Annotated in this window: 15 protein-coding genes; 6 read left to right on the top strand and 9 right to left on the bottom strand. The window is 67.6% G+C overall.

Features of this window, described 5'->3' with window-relative positions:
* Positions 1–3 precede the first annotated feature (3 nt).
* The gene (locus tag ACM26W_RS07845; protein ID WP_416140270.1) at positions 4–1383 is read right to left on the bottom strand and encodes a class II fumarate hydratase; all 1380 of its coding nucleotides are present in this window, start codon (positions 1381–1383) and stop codon (positions 4–6) included.
* 206 nt (positions 1384–1589) lie between these two features.
* Here ACM26W_RS07845 and ACM26W_RS07840 point away from each other — a divergent pair, with 206 nt between their 5' ends.
* From ACM26W_RS07840 to ehuB, 3 genes are all read left to right on the top strand, one after another.
* Positions 1590–1973: a phasin family protein gene (locus tag ACM26W_RS07840; protein ID WP_416140842.1), complete on the top strand. Its 384-nt coding sequence runs from the start codon at positions 1590–1592 to the stop codon at positions 1971–1973.
* 167 nt (positions 1974–2140) lie between these two features.
* Positions 2141–2695, top strand: a complete 555-nt coding sequence (locus ACM26W_RS07835) for a hypothetical protein (RefSeq protein WP_416140269.1) — start codon at positions 2141–2143, stop codon at positions 2693–2695.
* Between the two features lie 102 nt (positions 2696–2797).
* On the top strand, positions 2798–3664 hold the full coding sequence (gene ehuB / locus ACM26W_RS07830) for an ectoine/hydroxyectoine ABC transporter substrate-binding protein EhuB (protein ID WP_416140268.1): 867 nt from the start codon (positions 2798–2800) through the stop codon (positions 3662–3664).
* A gap of 25 nt (positions 3665–3689) precedes the next feature.
* Here the strand turns inward: ehuB and hda are convergent, their stop codons facing one another.
* The gene (gene hda, locus ACM26W_RS07825) at positions 3690–4391 is read right to left on the bottom strand and encodes a DnaA regulatory inactivator Hda (RefSeq protein WP_416140267.1); all 702 of its coding nucleotides are present in this window, start codon (positions 4389–4391) and stop codon (positions 3690–3692) included.
* Complete coding sequence (locus tag ACM26W_RS07820; protein ID WP_416140266.1) at positions 4388–5464, bottom strand: AI-2E family transporter; 1077 nt, start codon at positions 5462–5464, stop codon at positions 4388–4390. Before ACM26W_RS07820 ends, hda begins: the two co-directional genes overlap by 4 nt.
* A gap of 177 nt (positions 5465–5641) precedes the next feature.
* Here ACM26W_RS07820 and purM point away from each other — a divergent pair, with 177 nt between their 5' ends.
* Together purM and purN are read left to right on the top strand one after the other, a co-directional pair.
* Entirely contained in the window at positions 5642–6709 is a 1068-nt protein-coding gene (gene purM, locus ACM26W_RS07815) for a phosphoribosylformylglycinamidine cyclo-ligase (RefSeq protein ID WP_416140265.1), read from the top strand.
* Positions 6706–7452 carry a phosphoribosylglycinamide formyltransferase gene (gene purN / locus ACM26W_RS07810; RefSeq protein ID WP_416140264.1) on the top strand — a complete coding sequence of 249 codons (747 nt, stop codon included), beginning with the start codon at positions 6706–6708 and terminating at the stop codon, positions 7450–7452. The genes purM and purN overlap by 4 nt, the downstream gene beginning before the upstream one ends.
* 47 nt (positions 7453–7499) lie before the next feature.
* Here purN and ACM26W_RS07805 read toward each other — a convergent pair whose 3' ends face one another.
* The 6 genes from ACM26W_RS07805 to ACM26W_RS07780 all read right to left on the bottom strand — a co-directional run bounded on the left by ACM26W_RS07805 (position 7500) and on the right by ACM26W_RS07780 (position 14076).
* On the bottom strand, positions 7500–9428 hold the full coding sequence (locus tag ACM26W_RS07805) for an autotransporter domain-containing protein (protein ID WP_416140263.1): 1929 nt from the start codon (positions 9426–9428) through the stop codon (positions 7500–7502).
* Between the two features lie 336 nt (positions 9429–9764).
* Positions 9765–10331, bottom strand: a complete 567-nt coding sequence (dcd, locus tag ACM26W_RS07800) for a dCTP deaminase (protein WP_416140262.1) — start codon at positions 10329–10331, stop codon at positions 9765–9767.
* Between the two features lie 104 nt (positions 10332–10435).
* Positions 10436–11236 carry an iron-sulfur cluster carrier protein ApbC gene (gene apbC / locus ACM26W_RS07795; protein ID WP_416140841.1) on the bottom strand — a complete coding sequence of 267 codons (801 nt, stop codon included), beginning with the start codon at positions 11234–11236 and terminating at the stop codon, positions 10436–10438.
* A 186-nt stretch (positions 11237–11422) separates the two neighbouring features.
* A complete protein-coding gene (locus ACM26W_RS07790) occupies positions 11423–12445 on the bottom strand; it encodes a kinesin (protein WP_416140261.1) in 1023 nt (340 codons plus the stop codon).
* A gap of 163 nt (positions 12446–12608) precedes the next feature.
* A complete protein-coding gene (locus ACM26W_RS07785; RefSeq protein WP_416140260.1) occupies positions 12609–13346 on the bottom strand; it encodes an RNA pseudouridine synthase in 738 nt (245 codons plus the stop codon).
* A 55-nt stretch (positions 13347–13401) separates the two neighbouring features.
* A complete protein-coding gene (locus tag ACM26W_RS07780) occupies positions 13402–14076 on the bottom strand; it encodes a hypothetical protein (protein ID WP_416140259.1) in 675 nt (224 codons plus the stop codon).
* 107 nt (positions 14077–14183) lie between these two features.
* Between ACM26W_RS07780 and ACM26W_RS07775 the strand changes: the two genes are divergently transcribed.
* Positions 14184–15224: a serine hydrolase domain-containing protein gene (locus tag ACM26W_RS07775; RefSeq protein ID WP_416140258.1), complete on the top strand. Its 1041-nt coding sequence runs from the start codon at positions 14184–14186 to the stop codon at positions 15222–15224.
* The last annotated feature ends 285 nt before the right edge of the window (positions 15225–15509 follow it).

Below are 15509 nucleotides of genomic sequence, written 5' to 3'. Positions count from 1 at the left end.
GCGCTACTCCGGCAGGCCGCCCCGGGTCAGCGCCGCCGGGTCCAGCAGGCGCTCGAGTTCCTCTCGGGAGAGGTCGGTCTGCTCCTCGGCCACCTCCAGGATCGGCCGTCCGGTCTGATAGGCCTGCTTGGCGATCGCCGCGGCGGCGTTGTAGCCGATCACCGCATTGAGCGCCGTCACCAGGATGGGGTTGCGCGCCAGCGGCTCCTGCAGGCGATCTTCGCGCACCCGGAAGGTGGCAATGGCCCGATTGCCGAGCAGCCAGGCCGTGTTGCTCATCAGGGTAATGGAGGTGAGCAGATTATGGGCCACCAGCGGCAGCATCACGTTGAGCTGGAAGTTGCCGCTCTGCCCGGCGATCGTCACGGCGCTGTCGAGGCCGATCACCTGGGCGGCCGCCTGGGCCGCCGATTCCGGGATCACCGGGTTGACCTTGCCCGGCATGATGGAGCTGCCGGGCTGCAGTGCCTCCAGTTCGATCTCGCCGAGCCCGGCCAGGGGGCCGGAGTTCATCCAGCGCAGATCGTTGGCAATCTTCATGATCACGCAGGCCAGCCCCCTGAGCTGCCCCGAAAGCTCCACCGCGGCGTCCTGGGAGGCCAGGCTCGCGAAGAGGCTGTCATTGGGCGTGAAGGCGAGCCCGGTCTGCTGCGACAGGTCCGCCGCCATGCGCTCGGCGAACTCCGGGTGGGCGTTGATGCCGGTGCCCACCGCCGTGCCGCCCTGGGCCAGGCGGCAGAGCCGCACCAGCGCGCCGTCCAGTCGCTCGATCGCCTGCCCCACCTGGCTCGCCCAGCCGCCCAGCTCCTGGCTCATGCGCAGCGGCATGGCGTCCATCAGGTGGGTGCGGCCGGTCTTGACCACCCCATCGAGTTCGACCGCCCGCGCTTCGATGGTCTCGCGCAGGTGCACCAGCGCCGGGCGCAGCCGCACGGTCACCTCCAACGCCGCCGAGACGTGGATCGCCGTCGGAATCACGTCGTTACTGGACTGTCCCATGTTGACGTGGTCATTGGGCCCCACCTCGACGCCCTCGCGGCTCGCCAGGCGGGCAATCACCTCGTTGACGTTCATGTTGCTGGAGGTGCCGGAGCCGGTCTGAAAGAGATCCACTGGGAACTGGTCGTCATGCTCGCCGCGGATCACCGCCTCGGCGGCGCACTCGATGGCCAGGGCGCGGGGAGCGTCGAGCAGGCCAAGCTGGCCGTTGACCCGGGCCGCGGCCAGCTTGATGCGCGCGATAGCGTGGATGAAGGCCGGCGGCATCGGCTGCCCCGACACCGGGAAGTTGTTGACGGCGCGCTGGGTCTGGGCGCCGTAGAGGGCGTCGACAGGCACTTCCAGCTCACCCATGCTGTCTCGCTCGAGTCGCGTCTCGTTCATGGCTGGCTCCTTGCAGGCGGCGTTGGCGTTCAGGTTCAGCCTCGCGCCGACGCCCCTGGATCGCAAGCCCGGCGGGGCTCACAAGGGCATGAGATTTATTCATCCCGGCGGGATGTTGCAGCGCACAAACCACTCTGCTACTGTGCGTTGCAACAGGGCAGGCTTCCTGCTCCCCCACACCAGATGAACCCGGAGGTTCTACCATGATGAACGCCTTCAACTTCGACACCAAGCAGTTCGACACCCAGCAGTTCGACGCCCTCTTCTTCGGCCCGGCCCGTGCCTACGCCAGCCTGGCCGTGGACTACACCGAGAAGCTGGCCCACGCTCAGCTGGACGCCACCAAGGCCTACACCGACACCGGCCTGGCCCAGCTCCGCACCCTGATGACCGTCAAGGATGCCGAAGGCCTGAAGAGCTACATGGAAGGCCAGCAGAAGGTCGCCAAGGACCTCGCCGAGCGCCTGAAGGGCGATGCCGAGAAGGTCGTCGCCCTGCAGCAGGACTTCGTCCAGCAGAGCCAGAAGATGACCGAAGAGAACGTCAAGCAGGCCCAGGCTAGCGCCACCAAGGCCACTGGCCAGAAGTAAGCCGCTGCTGCCGGCCAAGCCGGCAACCGCTGCCCTCCGAAAAGCCGCCGCCCTCCCGGGCGGCGGCTTTTGCGTGTCAGTGAATGGGAAGGTTTCACGTGCCCTGGCTTGCGCTATGCTCTTGGGCTGGCACAGGGCGCCGATGATTCTTCTCAGGGAGTGACACCATGAAACGCTGGATACCGATGCTGCTGCCGGGGCTGTTGCTGGCGGGCTGCGAGATCATGCCCCCCGCCCCGTCGCCCACCGATCGCATCGAGGTGATCGACCGCGAGGTCGAGCCCGCGGAAAGACCGCCCGCGGTCGAGGAGCCCCGTGAGGTTCCCCCGGGGCGAGTGGCCCGCCAGGTGGCCTTCCCCGCGGCGGAGTATGCTTCCCTCGAGAAGCAGGGCAGCGCCGTGATCAGCGGACAACTGACCATCGGCGGGCGCCCCGTACCCAACGCCGGGGTCTCGGTGGCCCCTGTGACCACCTACTCCGCCGAGGCGGCGGAGAAGGCACTGGCTGGCATCGCCGTGGAGCCCGCCGACCCGCGGGCACGGGAGTACACCCACAGCACCCGCACCGACGGCAGCGGCCGGTTTCGCCTGACCGGCCTGCCCGCGGGCGAGTTCTATCTTTCCGGCGCAGGCCCCGACCCGGCCAGCGGCGAGACGCGGGTGGTGATCCGCCAGGTACAGCTGAGCAACGGCCAGAACCTGGAGACCGATCTCAGCCGCTGAGGCCCTCACTGGCAGGGCCGCTGGGCGTCTCCTATGTTGATGCCAATGGCACGTTTCCCGGTGGGGCGTGCCGTCGGTCCTAGCTACGGTGGAGTTTTGCCCATGCGCCATGACAGTTCACTCGTCTGGCCAGTGCGTCTAGCCCTGGCCTCGCTGCTCCTCGCTCTGGCTTCGGCCAGCGGTGCTACCCCTCTCGACGAGATCCGCGAGCGTGGCAGCATCCGCATCGCCGTGGCCAATGAGGTCCCCTACGGCTACCTGGACGCCGAGGGCCAGCCCCGCGGTGCCGGTCCCGAGGTGGCCCAGCACCTGATCGAGACACTGGAGATCGGTGAGATCGAGTGGGTGGAGATCGACTTCGGTGAGCTGATGGCGGGCCTGCGCGCGGGGGAGTTCGACATGGCCGCCGCCGAGATGGCCATCCTGCCCGAGCGCTGTGCACTGGTCCTCTACTCCGAACCCAACACCACCTACGGCGAGGGCCTTCTGGTGCGGGCCGGCAATCCGCTCGAACTGCAGGCCTACGACGATTTCGCGGGACGCAACGACTACCGGGTAGCGGTCATGGCCGGGGCCGACCAGCGCGAGATCCTGATGGCACTCGGCGTGCCCGAAGAGAAGCTGGTCACCATCACCCGCAACGAAGAGGCCATCGAGACCATCGCCAGCGGCGAGGCCGATGCCTATGCCGCCACCGGCCTGACCGTCACCGCCCTCGACGAAGCGAGCCAGGAGGTGGAGGCGGCGATGGACTTCATCGATCCGCTGCTCGACGGCGAGGAGGTGCGCAGCTGGGGCGGCTTCGCCTTTGGCCCCGAGGCCAAAGAGCTGCGTGATGCCATCAACGAAGCACTGCTCGCCTACAAACCCACCAGCGCCTGGGAGCAGATCCTGGTCGACAACGGCTTCAGCCAGGAGGACGTGCTCAACTCCTTCAAGTATCGCACCGAGCAGCTCTGCGGCCTCTGACGCCACGAAAGCACCGATTCATTGCCTACCAGCCCAGTGCCTGTTTGACGAAGGGAATGGTCAGCCTGCGTTGGGCCGACAGCGAGGCGCGGTCAAGGGTACTCAGCACCTCGAACAGTTCGCCCAGCCGGCGCGGCCCGCGATGCAATATGAAGCGGGCCACCTCGTCAGGCAGCGCCATCCCCCGCGCCCGAGCGCGTAGCCGCAGCGCAGCCAGGCGGCCATCGTCGTCGAGCCCCTGGACGTGGAAGGTGACCCCCCAGGTCAACCGCGAGGAGAGATCGGGGAGCTTGACCGGCAGCTGCCGAGGGGCGGCGTCGGCCGCCACCACAAGCCTCTTGCCCGCATCGCGCAAGCGATTGAAGGCGTGGAACAGCGCCTCCTCCCAGCGTTTTCGCCCCAGCACCCGCTCCAGATCATCGATGGCCACCAGGTCGAGGCGCTCGATCTCCTCCAGCATCAGCGGCGGGAAGTGGCCGAGTTCCGCCAGCGGCAGGTAGAGCGCGCGCAGTCCGCGATCCGAGGCCGCGTGACAGGCGGCCTGCAGCAGGTGGCTGCGGCCCACGCCCTCACCGCCCCACAGGAAGAGAAAAGGCTCGCCACCCTCGTCCAACTGCTGGGCCAGGCGAGCGACCAGACTGGCGTTGGTGCCGGGATGGTAGTTGGCGAAGGTGGCGTCGTCACGCAGACCGACGCCCAGCGGCAGCTGCGCCGGGGCCCTGCTCATGGCGCCTCCTCGTCATCGCGGCTTTCAAGCGTGGCGTCGTACAAGGTACTGTTCTTGTAGCGTTCCTTGAGTTCGCGCAAGAGTACCATGATCACCGCCGCGGCCGGCAGCGCCAGCAGCACCCCGGTGAAGCCGAACAGGTTACCGCCGGCCAGCACGGCGAAGATCACCGCCACCGGATGCAGGCCGATACGATCGCCCAGCAGCTTGGGCTGCAGCAGCGTGCTCTCGATCACCTGGCCGATGCTGAATACTGCCACCACACCGAGCAGGGCCAACCAGGTCCCGAACTGGAAGAAGGCCACGACCAGCGCGATGCTGATGCCGACGATGAATCCCAGGAAGGGCACGATGCTGGCAAGCCCGGAGATCAGACCGATCAACACCCCGAAGCTCACCCCCATGAGGGTAAGGCCCAGGCCATAGATCACCCCCAGGCTGAGCATCACCAGCAGTTGGCCACGCAGGAATGCGGAAAGCACCTCGTCACAGCGTGACGCCAGGCGCAGCGTATCGGCTTCCCAGGCCCGCGGCAGCAGGTTGCGCAGGCTGGCCATCAGCGGCTTCCAGTCGAGCAGCAGGTAGAAGGTCACTACCGGGATCAGCGACACATAGGTCACCCAGGTGACGAAGGCCATGCCCGAGCGCCCCACCTGGCCGAGAAACTGGGCCAGGTAGCCGCCGGCATCCTGCCAGTGTTCGGCGAGAGTCTCCTGCACGTTCTCCAGCTCGCCGGCCACGTCGAAGCCCGTCCAGGCCTGGATCTGCGGCGCGAGCACGGTCTCCAGCCACTCGAAGATCCCTGGGGTGACCTCGCCGAACTGGCGCAGCTGCTGCACAAGCAGCGGAATCAGCACCAGCAACCCCAGCGCCAGCACCGCCAGCAGCACCAGGAATACCGCGCTTACCGCCAGCGGACGCGACAACCTCCAGCGCTGCAGCCGATTGGCCAGTGGGTCCGCCAGGTAGGCCAGGATCATCCCGGCGATGAAGGGCATCAGCATCGCCTCCAGCTGCAGCAGCAACCACACCAGGCCTGCCGCCGCCGCCAGGACCCACCACTCTCTGCGCATCACTCTCTCCCTGTCAGGGCCGCGTCGGCATGCCCTCACGGCTGCCTGCACGGCGTCTTGATGCTACAATCCCGCACCCGATCTTGATTCAGCAGCCGAGCCTGCCCACCCGCCTGGCCAACGCCTGCGCTGGCGGCATGGGCGACCCACGCCGACGACCTATCGACAGGACCCGAGATGACCGACTCCCCCTCTTCCCGCCCCTCGCTCAGCTACAAGGACGCCGGCGTCGATATCGACGCCGGCAACGCCCTGGTCGACCGCATCAAGGGTGTCGCCAAGCGCACCACCCGCCCCGAGGTGATGGGCGGCCTGGGCGGCTTCGGCGCCCTGTGCCAGCTGCCGAGCGGCTACCGGGAGCCGGTGCTGGTCTCCGGCACCGACGGCGTGGGCACCAAGCTGCGCCTGGCCATGGACCTGGGCCGCCATGACACCATCGGCATCGACCTGGTGGCAATGTGCGTCAATGACCTGGTGGTGGCCGGTGCCGAGCCGCTGTTCTTCCTCGACTACTATGCCACGGGCAGGCTCGATGTGGACATTGCCGCCGACGTGGTGACCGGGATCGGCGAGGGCTGCGAGCAGGCCGGCTGCGCCCTGGTGGGCGGCGAGACCGCCGAGATGCCCGGCATGTACGAGGGCAGCGACTACGACCTGGCCGGCTTCTGCGTCGGTGTGGTGGAGAAGTCCGAGATCCTCGACGGCAAGCGGGTGGCCGAGGGCGACGTGCTGCTGGGCATCGCCTCCTCGGGGCCCCACTCCAACGGCTATTCGCTGATTCGCAAGATCCTCGAGGTCAGCGGCGCCGACCTCGCCACCGACATCGGCGGGGTGGCCCTGGGCGACGCCCTGATGGCGCCCACCCGCATCTACGTCAAGCCGCTACTGTCGCTGATCCGGGAGAGCGGCGTGCCGGTGCATGCGCTGTCCCACATCACCGGCGGCGGCCTCACCGAGAACCTGCCGCGGGTGCTGCCCGAGACCCTCGCGGCGAAGGTCGACGTGACCAGCTGGACCCGCCCGGCGGTCTTCGACTGGCTCCAGGCCCAGGGCAACGTGGCCGAGGAGGAGATGCTCCGCGTGCTCAACTGCGGCATCGGCATGGCAGTGGTGGTGCCGGCCGAGAAGGCCGACCAGGCCCGCGCTCACCTGCAGGCCCTGGGCGAGACGGTGCATCGCATCGGGGAGATCGTCGCCCGGGACGGCGATGAGCCCCAGGTGCGCCTGGAGAACCTCGAGGCATGAGCGATAGCGTCCCTTCCAACGACACCCTGAACGACTTCACCTCGGAGCCGGTGGACGCCCGCCGGGTGGTGGTGCTGATCTCCGGCAGCGGCAGCAACCTGCAGGCGCTGATCGACGAGCAGACCCATGACCGCCTGGGCGGCGAGATCGTCGCGGTGATCGCCAACGAGCCCGCCGCCCATGGCCTGATCCGCGCCCGGGAGGCCGGCATCGACGCCGTGGTGCTGCCCCACCGCGAGTACGACAGCCGCGAGGCCTACGACGGCGCCCTGATCAAGGTGATTGAGCGTCATGAGCCGGACCTGATCGTGCTGGCCGGCTTCATGCGCATCCTCACCCCGCGCTTCGTGCAACGCTTCCTGGGGCGGATGCTCAACATCCACCCCTCGCTGCTGCCGGACTACCAGGGGCTGAATACCCACGCTCGTGCCCTGGCCGATGGGGTGACCCAGCACGGCTGCAGCGTGCACTTCGTCACCGAGGAGCTCGACGGCGGCCCGGTGGTGATCCAGGCGGCTGTCGACGTGGCCGAAGGTGAGACCGAGGCCAGCCTCAAGGAGAAGGTGCACGTCCGCGAGCACCTGATCTACCCCATCGCCGTGAAGTGGTGCCTGGAGGGACGCCTGCAGTTCACGCCCAATGGCGCTACCCTGGATGGCATGCCGCTGCCGCCCCAGGGCATACGGCTCTCCCACGCCGACGCGGCTGAGGAACTGGACGAAGACCTCGACGACCGAGCGTGACCCTGCGGCCCCGCTGCTGGGGCCGTACTGGCCGTCGGTGGAAAGCGTCAGAAGGTGTAACCCGCACTCAGCTGGACATGCGGATCCAGCCTGTCCCAGCCCTGCACGCCCGCACCCGCCTGGAGCCTGGCATTTCCGAGCCGGATGCGCAGTCCCGTATCGATGCGCAGGTAATGGTCCTCCTCACGTTCCGTTGCTACGCCCGACCAACGGTTGGTCGGCAGGGAGGCCAGCCTCACCTCGGTGCCCTCCGGTTCATTATCCAGGTACTCGCCCCCGGCGACCTCGCCGAAGAAGCCGATAACGCCCTCCGGCGAGCGATCCACCATCAATCCCACCTCCACCTGGCGTTCCTTGATCTCTCGGTCCGAGACGAGCAGTGCATTCGCTACCGAGCCCTGTTCACGATAGCCATCGATGTCAACATTGACATGCCGATAGGCCACGAAGGGCGCGGTATACCAGGGTGAGCCGCTTGCCGTCAGCCGGTAGTCGAGGCGTAACTCAGCCGCCCAGCTATCGGCAGCGGTGTCGCCTGTCAGCGAGCGCTCCGCCATCCCCAGCGACACCCGGCGGCGCAGCTCGAGATCGAAATCTCCGCGGCTGATGATGGCCTGCGCCCCGACTCGCCCCAGATGCTGTCGTGCGAACAGACTGAACGTCAGGCCCTCGAGTTCGAAGTCGGCCGGTGCGTCAAGCTCGGCCTCACGCCGAGTCACGGTGGCCCCCAGCCACCCCCTCCCGAGCGGCATGACCACACCGACACCCGCTCCGCGTTGCGATGCCTCGGGCGTGCCGGTACTGCTGAACGCATTGGATTGCTCAGGGTGATAGTCCCCATGAGCAAAGATGCGCCACCCATCGCTCTGTTGGCCGGGACGCAATTCACTGGTCACCAACCGCTGCTGAGCGGCCATGCTGCCTGTGACCAGTCCTCCGGCCAGCGACAGGATACGAGGCGCCTCGATCAGCGCGTAGGCGTAATCGGCCAGTATCTGCTGCCCGGTTGCAGTCGGATGCACGGTGTCGTTGAACAGCAGCCTGTTGGGATCAGGATTGCCCGCCGCCAGGCCGTAAGCCGATACATCGCAGATGGGGACACTGAAGCAGACGTCGGGTAATGCAATATCTGTCGCCAGACCGAAATCCGCCGGCGCGCCGATCACCTCGTTGAAGAGCGCACCGACATCGAGACGGATGATAGCCACCCGGCCGTCGTGACGGGCCAGGCGCTCGCCGAGTGCCTGATTGAAGGCTTGCGTCAAGGCCGAGAAGGCGTCGCGCTGTCCGCTCACCGCCCCGGCCGGTGTCGCCCCCACATCCGGCAGATTCGAGACCACGATCGTTCGCGCGCCCGCCGCCACCAGTGCATCGATGCCATCGGCCAGCGTACCCGCACTGGCTATGGCAGCGGCGGGATCGGTGACCCGCCCATCGAGGAAATCGTTACCGCCGCCGTTGAGGTAGTAGAGCGCCTCGGGGTCGGCCGCCCCTGCTTCGATCAGATAGCCGTCACGCCTGCGCGCCGTCACGCCTGCCCGGCTGACCACCGATCCCTCCGGCCGGGTGATCGAGGCCAGGATATCGCCGGTGGTGTAGTCGCCGGCGGCATAGTTGGTGCCATCGGGCAGTCCCAGCAGGTGACGCACGATCGACGTGGACGGTAGCAGCGGGCCCAGGCCCAGGGCATCGGCCAGGCGCTGGGTGCTCACCTCATCATAAGGCGACGGTGCCAGAAACGTCGGCCCGAGCCGATTGGTGAAGCGCAGGCTACCCACCTCGCCCAGTGCCAGGCTTTCCACATCGGGAAACTGCCCCGAATCACTCAGGCTATCGCCGAACACGATCACCTGCGAATAGCCCGAGGCCATGCCAGGGACCAGTGCCAGGCCGACGAGCAGGGCCAGCCAACGGGAAGTGCCAAGCCGCCAGCGGCCATCGGCTCGAGCTGCATGGGAAGCGAGTGGCAACGCCATGGCATGGGTCCTCCATCAAGAAGTGGGTCCATGGCCATGACCCGCCAAGCCATGTTCTTTCCAGAGTAGAGGAACCCCATCCGATGGCCAGCAGAAATGGACGCCACGCCGACTCGGTGGAGGAGCTGGATGAGGAGTAGCGCCGAGGTTCGAGGTTCGAGGTTCGAGGTTCGAGGTTCGAGGTTCGAGGTTCGAGGTTCGAGGTTCGAGGTTCGAGGTTCGAGGTTCGAGGTTCGAGGTTCGAGGTTCGAGGCAGTATTGATCGAAGGAATAAGGAGCGAACCAAGGCGTTCCCTTGTGCCTCGCTCCTTGTCACTCGCTGCGGCCCGAAGGGCCTCAGGTCCTGGGCAGAGTCACACCGCGCTGTCCCATGTACTTGCCGCCGCGGTCCTTGTAGGAGATGTCGCACACCTCGTCGGACTCCAGGAACAGCATCTGGGCCACGCCCTCGTTGGCGTAGATCTTGGCCGGCAGGTTGGTGGTGTTGGAGAACTCCAGGGTCACGTGCCCTTCCCACTCGGGTTCCAGCGGCGTCACGTTGACGATGATGCCGCAGCGCGCGTAGGTGGACTTGCCCAGGCAGATGGTCAGCACGCTGCGCGGGATGCGGAAGTACTCCACGGTGCGCGCCAGGGCGAAGGAGTTGGGCGGGATCACGCAGACATCGCCCTTGATGTCGACAAAGCTCTTCTCGTCGAAGGCCTTGGGGTCCACCACCGCGGAGTGTATGTTCGTGAACACCTTGAATTCGTCGGCGCAGCGCACGTCGTAACCGTAGCTGGAGGTCCCGTAGGAGATCACCCGACGATCGTTCACGTAGCGAACCTGGTCGTGCTCGAAGGGCTCGATCATGCCCTCCTGCGCGGCCATGCGGCGAATCCAGTGGTCGGACTTGATGCTCATCGGAACAGTTCCTGCTGAAGTGAAGTCTTGGGCCTGGGCACCAAGCGCCGGGGCCGCCATGATAGCGGCCCCTTGCACGGCCGTCACCTCGGCGCCCTTCTCGCTCAGTCGCTGAAGGAGATACTGGGCCCCTCGTCGGCCTGACCCTGCACCTGCTCGGCCACCTGGCGGGCCATGTCGCGGAAGGTGGTGGTCACCTCACTGTCCGGCTCGGCGACTACCGAGGGCCTTCCGCCGTCGACCTGCTCGCGAATGGAGAGCGCCAGCGGCAGCCGGCCCAGCAGGCGGGTTTCGTACTCATTCGCGATGCGCTCGCCGCCGCCCTCGCCGAAGATCGGCTCGGCGTGGCCGCAGCTCGAGCAGACGTGAAGGCTCATGTTCTCCACCACGCCCAGCACCGGCACGTTGACCTTGCGGAACATCTCGATGCCCTTGCGAGCATCCAGCAGGGCGATGTCCTGGGGCGTCGTGACGATCACCGCCCCGTCTACCGGGACCTTCTGGGCCAGGGTCAGCTGAATGTCGCCGGTGCCCGGCGGCATGTCGATGAACAGGAAGTCGAGGTCGTCCCACTGGGTCTGGGTCAGCAGTTGCTGGAAGGCGCCGGCCACCATGGGACCCCGCCACACCATGGGCTCACGCACGTCAACCATGAACGCCATGGACATCGCCTGGAGCCCGTGGGCCTCGAGCGGATACATGCGGTTCTCGCCGGCGGCCTGGGGACGCACCCCCTCACCCACACCCAGCATCTGGGCCTGGCTCGGGCCATAGATGTCGGCATCCAGGATGCCCACCCGGTAGCCTTCGGCGGCCATGGCCAGCGCCAGGTTGACGGTCACGGTGGACTTGCCCACCCCGCCCTTGCCGGATGCCACGGCGACAATATGCTTGACCCCTTCGATCACGGACTGCTCCTCTCGCTTGTCTTCGGTCGGGGCTGAACGTCGCCGCCCCGCGCTATCAGTAATGGGCTATCTGAAATCGGCTGTCGAACCAGTATACCCATGGGGCCTGGCGCCGTCCCGGCTCCCCAACGGCGAACGGCGGGCCGAGGCCCGCCGTCACATTGGCATCATCTCGAGAGGTGATTACTCCTCGTCCGCCGCTGTCTCCTCGGCGGTGACGCTGGCGTCCAAGTCGGCCAGTTCACTGCGCCAGCTGGCCAGCTGGGCCTCGAGGCGCTCGAGCTGTTCCTCGCGGCGCTCCGCTTCGGCCTCGACGGTGGCGACCTCGTCACGGCCGATGCCGATGGCGATCATCAGGTCGTCGAGCTCGGTGCGGGCCTCCTGCACCTCGGCGCGAGCGGCGTCACGCTCCTCGCGGGCGGCGCCGACCTCCTCGGCCACCTCGTCGCGCCAGATCTCCAGCGCCTCGACCTCCTCTTCGAGGGCCTCGAGATAGGCCTGGCGCTCCTCGAGCTCGGCCTCGACGCCGGCCAGCTGCGCCTCGGTCTCCTCGACCTGCTCGCGCAGTGACACCAGCTGGGCCTCGGCCTCATCGCGGTCCGCCTCGGCCTGCTCACGGCCTTCAACCGCCTGCTGACGCTCCTCCTCGGCTTCCTGACGAGCGGCTTCCGTCTCCTGCCGGGCCTCCTCGGCGTCCTGGCGGGCAGCCTCTGCATCGTCGCGGGCCTGCTCCACGGCCGCAATCTCCTCACCCAGCCCCTCGAGGGACGCCTGAAGCTCGGCCTGCTCCGCCTCGAGGGCCTCGAGCTCCTCCTGGAGGGCAGTGCGCTGCTCGGTGAGCGCCTCGAGCTGCGACTCGGCCTCGCCGATCGCCTCGTTCAGGCGCTCGAGCTCGGCGCGGTCCTCGGCCTGCTCCTCGGCCATGGCAGCCTCGGCGGCATCGCGCTCGTCCTGGAGACCGGCCAGGCGCGCCTGCAGGGCCTCGATCTCCTCGCCGGTCTCATCACGTTCGTCGAGTTGTCTGACCAGCGCCTGATTGCGCGACTCCAGGGCGGCGAGCTCGGACTCCAGGGCCTCGCGGGCCTCGCGATGGGAGCCGGAGTTGGACTGGGCCACGATGGCCCAGATGACGGCGACAGCGGCGACGCCCGCCAGCCCCCTGACACGGTTATCCTTGAACGGTGACGTCTGGGAGGTTTCCGACATGGATGCATCCTCTCTGATTCAACCTCGGGATCGGGGCCGACCGGCGAGGGCCGAACGGCCAAGCACTTCGAATCCAGCCTACTGCATATCCTGCATACCTGAAACTCAGCATACAGAGCGGGTCACGCAGGGGAAAGGGACGCTCCCCCGGTCGGCTCAACGCTTAGAAACGCTCGCCGACTCTCAGGTAGCGCCACTCTCCGTCCGGTACCCGGCCCAAGGATACCCCGCCGATGCGCAGCCGCCGGGTGGCGACCACGGTCAGCCCCACGGCCCGGCACATCAGCTCCAGTTGACCGGGCACCATGCCCTTTAGCGCGAAGCGCAGGCGTGTCTCGCTCTGCCAGCTGACCTTGCCCGGCGCCAGCCGCTGCCCGGGGACCGCCGAGCCATCGCGCAGCGACGCGAGCTGGCGCTCGTCCAGGCTGCCGATCACCTCTACTTGCCACTCCTCTTCCAGCCGCGCACGCCCCTCATCGAGACGCCGCGCCACCCCGCGATCCTGGGTGAACACCAGCAGGCCCTCCTCGCCAGGGGCCAGAGGCAGCAGTGTCACCAGGCCGCGAAAATGGGCCTTGAGAGGCGCCTGGCCAGCGGGATCCTGGGCCCAGTGGGTGGCCTTGCGGATCAGCCGCCTGGCCAGGTCCTCGCCCTTGGCCTCGCCGTCGCCGATGTCGGCTGGCGCGTTGAAGAGCAGCGTGGCCGGGGGAATCTCCCGGGGCGTAGCGCCGGGAATGAGCTCGATGGGCTGAACGCCGACCTTGAACTGTGGTTCCTCGACGATGCGGCCATCGACCTTCACCCAGCCGCCGGAGATGTAGAGTTCGGCCTCACGGCGCGAACAGGGCAGCTCCCGCGCCAGCCGTTTGGAGAGTCGCTCGCGGGCATCCAAGTCTGTCATGTCTCGTCCCTCTGCTGCGGAATCCCGGGGTAGCAAAGCGTCTTCAGCGCCCATGTCAATAGGCCAGCCAGATACAGTGCCTGGCCCCCTTGCCGGGACGGTGGGCGCGCACCGTGATCGTCTCGACCAGCAGGCCGACCCGGCGCAAGCGCTCGGTGAAGGCCGGATCCTGACCCGCCGACCACACCGCCAGCACCCCGTCCGGGCGCAGCGCCTGCTGGGCGGTGGCGAGCCCCTTCGGGGAGTAGAGCCAGTCGTTCTCGCGCCGCGTCAGCCCCTCGGGACCGTTGTCCACATCGAGCATGATGGCGTCGAAGCCGGCAGGCTCGCGGCGCAGTAGCTCACCCACGTCGCCCACGCTGACCCGGGTACGCGGGTCGTTCAGCGGATAGCCGGCGGCAGCGCCGAGTGGGCCACGGTTCCATTCCACCACCCCCGGCACCAGCTCGGCCACCACCACCTCGGCGTCCTCACCCAGGGCGGCCAGCGCCGCGGCCAGGGTGAAGCCCATGCCCAGGCCTCCGACCAGCACCCGGACGCCGGGGCGGTCGGCGACACGCTGGCAGGCCAGCTCGGCCAGGGCATCCTCGGAGCCGTGCAGGCGCGTATTCATCAGCTCGCCGGCGGTCCCGGCGATGCGGATGGAGAACTCGTCGTTGCGCTGCAGCAGGCGCAGCTCGGTGCCCTTGCCGGGAATGGTTGCGGTACCGATCAGTTCGAACTTGGCCATGGTCTCTCGCTGGCTATATGAAGATGGATGGCGGAACCCAGCGACCGCTGGCGCCTCGAATGTCAGGCAAACGCCAGGCCGACCAACCGAGAGGACAAGGAGTCCCGATGCCGAACCTGCGCCCCCTGACTGCCCTTCGCCCCCTGCTGGGGGGGCTCATTATGCTGGCTGTCGCCGTGGCTTGCCATGCACAGGCCGACGAGACATCTCGACCGCCGCCCCTCAGCCAGGCGGGCCTGGAGCGCCTCGATGCCCAGGCCTCGCGCCTCGCGCGCCTGCATGCCGTGGTAGTGGCCGAGCGGGGCGAGATCCGCTTCGAGCGAGCCTATGGCGGCCCCGGGATCGACCGGCCGGCCAACATCAAGTCGCTCTCCAAGACGGTGCTGGCGGCGCTGGTCGGTGCCGCCATTCAGGAAGGCGTGATCGACTCCCCCGACCAGCCCGTCGCCGAACTGCTCGGCTCACGGGTGCCGGCCGGGGCCGACCCCCGGGTCCGAGCGATCACCGTCGGGCACCTGCTGTCGCTGCAGGCCGGTCTCGAGCGCACCTCCGGCGGAAACTACGGCAGTTGGGTGGCCAGCCCCGACTGGGTGCGCGACGCCCTGTCTCGCCCCTTCGTCGACGAGCCGGGCGGGCGCATGCTCTACTCCACCGGCTCCAGCCACCTGCTGTCGGCGGCGCTGACCCGGGCCAGCGGCGAGAGCACCCTGGCGCTGGCTCAGCGGCTGCTGGGCGAGCCCCTGGGCATCGCCATCCCCGCCTGGCCCCGGGATCCCCAGGGTATCTACTTCGGCGGCAACGACATGCGGCTCTCGCCGCGTGGGTTGATTCTGATCGGCGAGCTCTATCGCAACGATGGCGTCATCGACGGCCGGCAGGTGCTGCCCGAGGGCTGGGTCGAGGCCTCCTGGCAGCCCCGCGGCACCTCGCCCTGGACCGGTGACGGCTATGGCTATGGCTGGTTCGTCACCGAGCTAGCCGGTGAACGCGTCTACTATGGCCGAGGCTTCGGCGGCCAGGCGCTCTACGTGATTCCCGAACGAGAGCTGTCCGTCGCCATCACGGCGGACCCCCATCCCCCGTCGCCTGGCGGGCAGTTCCAGCAGGAACTGCATGCCCTCGTCGAGGGCATGATGGGAGTCGATTGAGTGAATTCGTCGAGTCGAAACTCAACTCTCGGGGCCGGAACCGATACGGGGGTAGATCAGCGCAGTCCAAGCATAGACAGGATGAACAGCACCACGACGATCAGGCCAATGATATAGATGATATTTCGCAAGTTTCTCTCCTTTGCGGTGCATTGCAAGGCGGGCGATTACACCCGCCACTTGGCCGCTGGCCGTCTCTCAATATAGCACCGGTGACCGGACACACTTGCCGCTCTTGTTGTCTCACTGCCCCCGCTGGCTGGAGCATGTCACGGCGACGCCTGG

Source organism: Halomonas sp. HK25 (assembly GCF_047795635.1).
Classification (GTDB): Bacteria; Pseudomonadota; Gammaproteobacteria; order Pseudomonadales; family Halomonadaceae; genus Halomonas.
Note: the sequence above shows the minus strand (reverse complement) of the source record. Positions and strands in the feature narration are given on the sequence as shown.

What these genes read in the sequence shown, in the direction of transcription:
- purM (WP_416140265.1), top strand. Translation starts at nt 5,642, where the DNA reads ATGACCGACTCCCCCTCTTCCCGCCCCTCGCTCAGCTACAAGGACGCC.
- ehuB (WP_416140268.1), top strand. Translation starts at nt 2,798, where the DNA reads ATGCGCCATGACAGTTCACTCGTCTGGCCAGTGCGTCTAGCCCTGGCC.
- purN (WP_416140264.1), top strand. Translation starts at nt 6,706, where the DNA reads ATGAGCGATAGCGTCCCTTCCAACGACACCCTGAACGACTTCACCTCG.
- ACM26W_RS07790 (WP_416140261.1), bottom strand. Translation starts at nt 12,445, where the DNA reads ATGTCGGAAACCTCCCAGACGTCACCGTTCAAGGATAACCGTGTCAGG.
- ACM26W_RS07780 (WP_416140259.1), bottom strand. Translation starts at nt 14,076, where the DNA reads ATGGCCAAGTTCGAACTGATCGGTACCGCAACCATTCCCGGCAAGGGC.
- ACM26W_RS07845 (WP_416140270.1), bottom strand. Translation starts at nt 1,383, where the DNA reads ATGAACGAGACGCGACTCGAGCGAGACAGCATGGGTGAGCTGGAAGTG.
- ACM26W_RS07840 (WP_416140842.1), top strand. Translation starts at nt 1,590, where the DNA reads ATGAACGCCTTCAACTTCGACACCAAGCAGTTCGACACCCAGCAGTTC.
- ACM26W_RS07820 (WP_416140266.1), bottom strand. Translation starts at nt 5,464, where the DNA reads ATGCGCAGAGAGTGGTGGGTCCTGGCGGCGGCGGCAGGCCTGGTGTGG.
- ACM26W_RS07785 (WP_416140260.1), bottom strand. Translation starts at nt 13,346, where the DNA reads ATGACAGACTTGGATGCCCGCGAGCGACTCTCCAAACGGCTGGCGCGG.
- ACM26W_RS07835 (WP_416140269.1), top strand. Translation starts at nt 2,141, where the DNA reads ATGAAACGCTGGATACCGATGCTGCTGCCGGGGCTGTTGCTGGCGGGC.
- ACM26W_RS07775 (WP_416140258.1), top strand. Translation starts at nt 14,184, where the DNA reads ATGCCGAACCTGCGCCCCCTGACTGCCCTTCGCCCCCTGCTGGGGGGG.
- ACM26W_RS07805 (WP_416140263.1), bottom strand. Translation starts at nt 9,428, where the DNA reads ATGGCGTTGCCACTCGCTTCCCATGCAGCTCGAGCCGATGGCCGCTGG.
- hda (WP_416140267.1), bottom strand. Translation starts at nt 4,391, where the DNA reads ATGAGCAGGGCCCCGGCGCAGCTGCCGCTGGGCGTCGGTCTGCGTGAC.
- dcd (WP_416140262.1), bottom strand. Translation starts at nt 10,331, where the DNA reads ATGAGCATCAAGTCCGACCACTGGATTCGCCGCATGGCCGCGCAGGAG.